The organism is Lactonifactor longoviformis DSM 17459, assembly GCF_900129135.1.
Taxonomy (GTDB): domain Bacteria; phylum Bacillota; class Clostridia; order Lachnospirales; family Lachnospiraceae; genus Lactonifactor; species Lactonifactor longoviformis.
The window spans coordinates 33,995-42,602 of sequence record NZ_FQVI01000018.1 but is presented as its reverse complement, the minus strand read 5'-3'; the positions used below and the strand labels follow the sequence as shown (position 1 = coordinate 42,602).

Below are 8,608 nucleotides of genomic sequence, written 5' to 3'. Positions count from 1 at the left end.
GTTGCCATCGCTCCGCTGCTCTTCAGGTAGTACCAGGTCTTTCCGTCCTGCAACCAGCCCGTTGCCATCGCTCCGCTGCTCTTCAGGTAATACCAGGTGCTGCCATCCTGCAGCCAGCCCGTCGCCATAGCCCCGTTATCCTTCAGATAGTACCAGGTACTTCCCACATAGACCCATCCGGTTTCCATAATACCATCTCTGTTCAGATAATACCACTGGCCTCCAGTAAAGAGCCAACCGGTCTTCATGTAGCCGTCACCGTCAAAATAATACCACTGACCGCGAATCTGTTTCCAGCATTCCACGGCAAAGGTTCCGTCTCCGTTGTCATACTTCCACTTTCCGTTCTCTGCCACCCAGTGAGGCTGCAGCTTTTTGGTAACCGTTACTTCAGCTGAACCCTTATTTCCCTTGCTGTCAGCTGCAGTGATAATCGCTTTGCCCTCTTTGATTCCCGTTACCTTGCCATTCTGATCCACAGCCGCAACTTTTTCATTAGAAGAACTCCATGTCAGGCTTCCCTCATAATTTCCGGTCGCTGTGATTGTAAGGCTGCTTGCAGCAGGTACAATTGCCTTTGCAGGATCCAGTTTGATTTCCACGGGCTTCTCCGGCTCTTTTGTAACAGTAACCTCTGCGGTTCCCTTGTTCCCCTTGCTGTCGGCAGCTGAAATGGTCACTGTTCCTTCTTTCACCCCTGTCACCTTGCCGTTCTGATCTACAGTGGCAATAGCATCATCAGAGGAACTCCATGTGAGGCTTCCCTCATAATTTCCGGTTGCGGTAAGAGCAACACTGTCACCCTCAGCCACTTCTGCCTGGGAAGGATTAATCTTGATTTCAACCGGATCCACAGGTCCCTGACCGCTCAGCGGAATCATAATCACATTTACTGAATATCCAGGTACCTTATAAACCACTTTACTTCCAGCAATAGAAACGGAAGATTTCTGAGGCGTAATGCCCTCATTGTCCATAGTATTTACTGCATTCAAACTGTCGCCCTTCAGAGATATAACAGACGCCTCGCTGCCTGTGATATTCAAATTAGACAGATTTAAGGTGATCTGCTTATTGCCGCTCTCTGTGTTGACCAATTTTACATATACATAGTCATCGTCTTTGGAGACAGTGTTGTAGATGTCGTTATGGTATGGCCTTAAGTTCATACTGTAATCCTCTGCATAGCGTGTCACACTTGCTGAGGTATAGCCAGCTTCCAGACGGTCGTTAATTCCATAATTAAAGCTTACAGTTACCGCTTCATTTACTGGGAACTTCGTATATCCAGGCGATGAATAGTAACTGGAATTGTACCATTCATGATCGTTGGAGATTACATTGCCGTCTGAATTAGTACGTGACCTCTGTACAACATTTCTGCTGTCTGACCACCCACCCATGTTATACCAATAGTAGTCACTGCCGCTGGTGGCTCCTGCGCCTACCATAAATCCTTCATTGCCGGATTCTTTTACTACAACGGCTTCTACCTTATAGTCATACCATTCAGGATCGTTTACTACACTGGGAATCCATACCCCATTGGTGCCAGATGCCTGGGACAGGTAGAGTTTTCCATCCTTGATCTCAAAGCTGCCGCCCGATCCGGGGAATTTCTCCCAGAGATCCAGTGTTTCACTGTCATCCTCAAATGTCTCGTCCAGAAGTACTGTCCCGTCTTCTCTGGTAACCTTAACGCTTTCCACATACCCTTTTGTTGCGTAGGTAGCCAGTACCGGGCTTCCTGTATTCACCGTATACCGTTCTCCCTGTCTGTCAAGAAGCGCCTTTATCGTCTGATCCCCTGTGTACTTGGAGAACATCTGCTGCACATAGTAGTTGATAGATCCGATGCTGTTATACTCATCAAACCAGATGAGGTCAGTCTGCCAGTTGGTGCTGCCCATTTTGTTAAACAGAGGTGCATAGGATACATTCTTTACAATATCGCTGTTTCTCTCAATACCGGTCATATAAGCTGCATCTGACAATGCTGATTCCAGACTGTTTGCCACGCCAAGCCTTGTGGCATATTCTCCCAGAAATACGGGAAGTCCGCCTTCCTCTTCTCTTAAGAAGTAGTCATAACGATCGTCCTGTCTCTGTGAGAAATTAGTACCTACATAGTAATGTTCATCCACCAGGATGTTATCACCTTCATGATTTTGCTTCAGCCAGTTCCATGCCTTCTGATTGTTTCCATCATCTGCGGCTGTTCCGGAAGCTGCAATTACGGTCAGTTCCCGATCCGGATAATTGGCCTCTTTGTATTCCATGACTCTGTCATAAATAATGTCAAAGTTCTTAAAGTATTTGTCATCCCAGTTCTCATTTCCAATGCCCACGTATTTCAGGTCAAAGGTTTCTTCATGCCCGTTCTGTGCACGTTTGGCTGCCATTTCATTGGTGGCGGGATCGCCCCAGCAGTAATCCAGCAGATCCGTTGCATCCTTTACAAACTGATCTAAGAGTTCTCCGGTTGCTGCCGGTATATTGTTGCTTCTTGCCTGGCAGAGTACACCTGCATTTAAGATTGGATACGCTTCTGCACCAATCTCTTCACAGAGGGAGAGGATTTCATGATATCCGAATCCATAGGACTGCATGTAACCGTAGGTCGCATCATTGCCCCAAAGGTTAGGAATCTGTTTCCTTTCCTCCAGAGGCCCAATGGTGTTCTCCCAGTCATAGTAGGTATCCCACTCGTAAGCGCCCTCAATGATACAGCCGCCCGGGAAACGGATAAATCCAGGATTGATGTCTGCAATCTTCTGCACCAGGTCAGCTCTCAGACCTGCACCGTGTCCATAATTGGTGTCCCCGTATCCAAATGTATCCTGGGGGCTGACAGAGATCATGTCCACACTGAGCGCACCCTCTCCTGCTCCCTCTACTTTGAATACCAGCTGGCCCTTTTCTGTTGCTTTGCCGGTAAGTTTTCCGGTAACCTTTGTCCACTCGCCTGTCTTAGCGGGCTCAACTGTGATTTCATCCGTCAGTGCCTCGCCTGCCGCGTTCTGGAGTTTCACCTTCATTACTCCGGCGTAGGATGGATCTGCTTTTGTAAATACAGAGAAGTTCATATCCACCCCTTCTTTTACTGCCATAGAAGGTGTACCCAGAGAGTTAATAGGCGTATATCCATTGTTTGTAAGTGTCAAATCTCCTGTAAGCACCGCATAATTCGGGTTGTTCCCGTTCAGAGGATTCTCAGAGGCAACTGCAAACCTGTCTGCTGCGTCGCAGTTCCACATATTCTTGTAATCATTGACTCTGCGTTCCCCGTCATAGCGGTAATTCTCAAAGGAATTGTTCTTAACCATTTCAGGATTTAAGCCGCCGTCTGCGGAATTATTGATGTCTTCAAAGAATAAGCCTACCAGACGATCGTTGATATCAACCCCGATATTATTTCCGTCAATGTCCATAGAATAATCGGTTGTCCCTGCAGGAAGCAGATAAGCCTCATATTCTTTTTCCAGGCTGGCCTCTCCCTTGCTGAAGGTAGCTGTAACCTTTATTTTAGTTTTTTCTTTTACATTTCCTACTACTTTACCCGCATTGGTAACATAGATAGGATTACCGCTGACCCATTTGATTCCTACATTATATTTGTCATCCCTTGTAAGAAGCCCCAGATCTCCGGTAATAATTCCATTGTCAATGCCTTCTATCACATATTCTTCTGCTGCACGGCGGACAGATTCCTCGTCGGACAGCCCTTCAAGGTAGCTCTTTTCAATTTCCTCATCTGTCAGTACTTTATTGTAGATCGTAATATCTTTGAAGGAGCCTTTAAAAATAGGATCCGGATAAGATGATTTGCCCAGATACGCTGCCAGATCCGAACCAAAATCGCTTACTGTTCGGTCTAACGCCACAGTTCCTATCTTTTCTCCATTCATATAGCCCGTAATGCTGTCTTCCGTAATTACCGTAGTATATTTTACCCACTGGCCCTTCAGAGACTTTGTGGATGGTCCTGCAATCCCTTTTGTACTGTCTGAGGGTGAGATACCCACCTCTGTCATATAAGGTTCTTTTGCATTAACCGTATTGGTAAATACCGTTTTCATATTCCCGGCCGGGTTGGACGGATTGAGCAGCCAGTAGCTGACCGGCAGATCCTCCTTTGTCCCAAAGAACATAGCCGCGTAATTATTCGGATCTAACTCATTCTTTACCCACAGGTCCACAGTCAATGTATTCTGGCCTGCAAACATACTGCCCGGAAGTTCCACATAATTTGTATTCTGGCTGGCAGTAGCACCCGGAAGGGTGAGAACGCCATCCTGGACGGTAACATTTCCTACTATTTTACCATTATTGCCATGTCCTGATACATCCTTTACGCCATCGCTGAAATCATATTTGGCAATAATGTCAGGATCCGGCTCTTCCTGATTTCCCTCAATCTTAACGGTCATGGTTACTTCCTGATACTGAGGATCCACAGCCTGATCCTCGGTCATTTTCAGAATCGGTGTTCCGTCGGCTGCCCAGTGTACCGTCTTGATTCTGGCATGACGTCCGGGATCATGCAGAGGATCTCCGTTTACGGTTGTTGTAGATCTGGCATGGTACACAAAAATATCATTGCCGTACTCATCTGTAGTAAATGAGTTGTGCCCCGGCCCGTATTCTCCTTCCACATCCGCTGAATTCAATACGGGGTATGGTGTCTTTGTCCAGTTATCCAGATTCAGAAGATCCGCATTTTCATCTGCCGTCATCATACCGATACAATATTCAGCTCCGGTACCTGCGGCTGAGAAGCACATATACACTTTTCCATCCCGTTTTAATACAGAGGGACCCTCATCCACGTTATAGCGGATGCGCTCCCAGGCGTACTCCGGAACGGTAAGCACCTGCGGCTCTGAAGTCAGTTTCCACGGTTCATCCGGGTCTATAGTTGCGATCAGCAGACTGGAATTCCCAATGGTTTGTGCCCAGATTACATAGTGCTGTCCGCCCGCCTCAAAGTGTGTCATATCCAGTGAAAAGTTTGTAAATGACAATGCATCTCCATTAGATGCTTCCATTCTCTGCACGCTCCAGGATGCAGGATCCATTGGATTGCCGCCCTCTTTGCATACAAGGATATGGGGACGAATGCCAAATGGGTTATTCTTCTCTACACTTCCTGTAAAGAATACATACCATCTGCCGTTTATCTGGTGAATCTCAGGTGCCCAGATATAACGGTATACGCCCTCTGCAGCGCTCCAGTTCCAGATAGAGACCTCTTCCGCTGTCTGCAGGCCTTTGATGGTTTTAGCTCTGCGCAGAGTCACACGGCTGTACCCGTTGGAATCACCGCCGCCGTTCATTGGATAAGATGCCGTAAAATAGTAATACCCGTCATCCCCTTTCGTGATCCACGGATCCGCCTTGGACTCAATAAACGGATTATCATATTCAGGATACCCCACCTTACCTGTTACGGTATAGGTTCCATCCTGTTTATAGTTTACGCTGGAATCATCCCAGGTTACAGGGATCTCTGCATTGGATCCGTCACTGTAGGACGCGTCCACAGACTGAACGGTATCCGGTAATTTACCCTCTTCCGCCTGTACGGTCACGGAAGATGGCAGACTGCTGATACCTGTGTTCACAACAGGGGCCAGTTTCTTGACTACTCTTTCATATTCCTCCTGATTTACCTCCAGCACGTTGCCGGCATTGGCTCCGTCCGGTATGGCAGCCTCAACACTATCCTTATCTCTCCCCTGTATCTCAACGGGAGCAGAGGCTGTCTGCAGATCTGCGGATGTGTTCTGATAGGTTTTCTCTCCGTCTGTCCAGGTAATGATATATTTCTCACCATCCCACTCACAGACCGGTTCCAAAACCTTCTTATCCGTATTCAGATCTAATTTCGATTCGTTGTTAAAAAGAAGCAGATCTTCTGAGTCAAATACATATATGTAGCTGTAGTTATTATTATTGGTCGCTGCAAATGCATAGCTTCCGTCTGCTTTTCTGAAAAGATACGGGGATAAAATACCGTTGAGAGCATCCTTATTATCCGTAAAACAGATACCGGAATCGTAATTCAGAGCGCTGTAGGTGCTGCCGTCCTGGCTGTATCCCATATGCAGACTGTTTGCAAGGGCCGCTTTATTCTCACTGCTGGTATCTGAAAAACCTTTTTTGTCTTTTGATCCTGTATAAGAAAGCAGGTATCCGTAAGGTTTCTGAAGGACTACTGCCGGAAAATCTTTATGTGCAGTTACTCCGCCCAGGGTAATTTCCGCCTTAAGAGTAACATTCTTATCACCGTCTTCCGGTCTTGTAACCTTACCGTCATTACCAATATATTCCGGGCTGTCCGAGGTCCATGTAACCGTAGCACCATTGGCGGCAGCTGCAGGCAGAGTAAGATCCTTTGTTACGTAGTACGTTCCGATAGAAAGATCTTTTACTGCTGCCACCAGATCTCCCTCAGGATTATTGTACTTTACGGTAAGCGGAAACTCTTTTGTTACGGATTGCCCCTTTAATGTCAAAGTAGCTGTCAGAGTTACATCCACATCCTGGTCTTGCGGCCTGTTTACCTTCCCGTCATTTGTAATATACTCCGTTTTATCAGATTCCCACGTAATGGAAGACTGATACACAGATCCCGCATCAGGAAGGGTGATATCCCCTCTGATTTCGGTTGTTGGAAGGGTTAATGCTGCCTTATCCTTATTGAGCATCTCCAGGATAACCGATTCATCTGCAGTATCACTGTAGTCTTCTATAATTTCATCCTCTGTTAAGGCCTTCGTATATACTCTTACGTCCTTAACGCCGCCCTTATAATATTTATCCGGATAGGAAGACCTTCCGATATATCCCACCAGATTGCTTCCGAACTGAGAAACAGGCCTGTTGGTCTCTACCGTGCCCACCTTTACGCCATTATGATATCCTGTAATAGAATCTTTAGTGATTACCGTGGAGTAATAGGTCCAGCCTTCCCCTGTAGCGGGTCCAGCAATTCCCTGAGCGGCATTTGTTGGAGATATCCCGTACTCTGTGGACCAGGGTGCGCCGCTGTCGTTGCCGTTAGTAACAACAGATTTCATAAGTCCTGCGGGGTTGCAGGGATTAAACAGCCAGTACTGTCTGGGATAATTTTCTGTAGTTCCGAAAAACATAGCAGCGTAATCCCCATTTTTTGTCTCGTTTTTCAGCCAGAAGGAGATTGTCAGGGTATTCCGCCCGTCAAACATCCCTGTTGGCATCTGTACATAGGCTGCGCCTGAACCATTGGCACCGCCCGGAAGGGTTAATGTTCCATCGGCTATGCCAGCGTTTTTCCCATGAATTGTACCATCGTTCCCATTACCTGAAGTATCCGCAACAGTACTTCCTTCTGTCGCCGCTCCGTCGGCAAACTCATAGTGAAGCAGAAGGCTTTCCTCTTTCGTAAGCTCTGCCTGTGCCTTTACGGTAACAGGAAATTCTTTTGTCGTACTTGCGCCGAGAGTTCCATATGAAATGGTGGCAGTAAGCACCGCAGATTTGTCCCCCTCCTCAGAAGGAGCCCTGTGTATGGTACCGTCTGCCTCTACTACAGCTGCATCACTGGTCTCCCAGGTGATAGAAGAGCCGTAATTCCCTGCATCCTGAAGCACCAGATCCTCAACAACAGCATCCAGTCCTCCCATCGTCAGCTCAGAGGCATCCAGGTTTACGATACCCTGATCGTACTCTGCCTGTACCTCATCGTCTGTCAGTTCGTCGGTATATACTTTGACATCTCTGACTCCGCCCTTGTAAAGTTTGTCCGGATACAGAGATTTTCCAATGTAAGATACCAGATCACTGCCAAAATCACTGGCGCTTCTTCGCAAGCTTACCGTACCCATGTTTTCTCCGTTATAGTATCCGGTAAGTGTATCTGCAGTAATAACCGTGGTGTAAAGACCCCAGCTGCTGTCAGTAGCGGGTCCCAGTATTCTTTCCCCGGTAGAAGCCTCGTTTGTGGTAAAACCGGCTTCATGGAGATATGGCATTCCATCCTGTGCCACCTCGTCTGTAAGAGCAGTCTTCATTGCCCCCTGCTCCAGATTACACGGATTTAAGATCCAGTAGTGAAGGGGCATGCCGTTTACAAGTTCCTTGCTGCCGAAAAACATAGCTGCATAATTTCCCTTGCCGGTATCGTTTTTCAGCCACAGGGAAATGGTCAGGGTATCCTTTCCGTCAAACATCCCCTCCGGCAGTTCCACGTATGCGGCATCGCTCCCGTTAGCGCCGCCCGGAAGGGTTAGAGTACCGTTGGAAATCTGTGCACGATTTCCCCTGATGACACCATCGTTGCCGTTCCCTGAGACATCCTGGATCAACTGGCCGTCTTCGGCCGATGTTCCCGAGAAGTCATAATGCAAAAGCGGAGTCTTTTCAGGCTCCGCTTTTACTTCCAGAACAGTTCCCAGCATATCTGCCGGTATACTTCCCAGTACCAGAGCGAAGGTCAGCAATAGTGCAATAATACGTTTGACTTTACTCTTCTTCATTCAATTTCCTCCTTTTTCTTTATAATATTTCTATTATAAAAGTTGTATGGAGGGTGATTAAATGATGTTTTTTATCCACTTTGTTGGAT

General features: G+C 47.1%; 1 protein-coding gene. It reads right to left on the bottom strand.

The features are described from left to right. On the bottom strand, positions 1-8,519 hold an 8,519-nt coding region (locus tag BUA56_RS15130), incomplete at its 3' end, for an immunoglobulin-like domain-containing protein (protein WP_158641013.1). Positions 8,520-8,608: the final 89 nt, after the last annotated feature.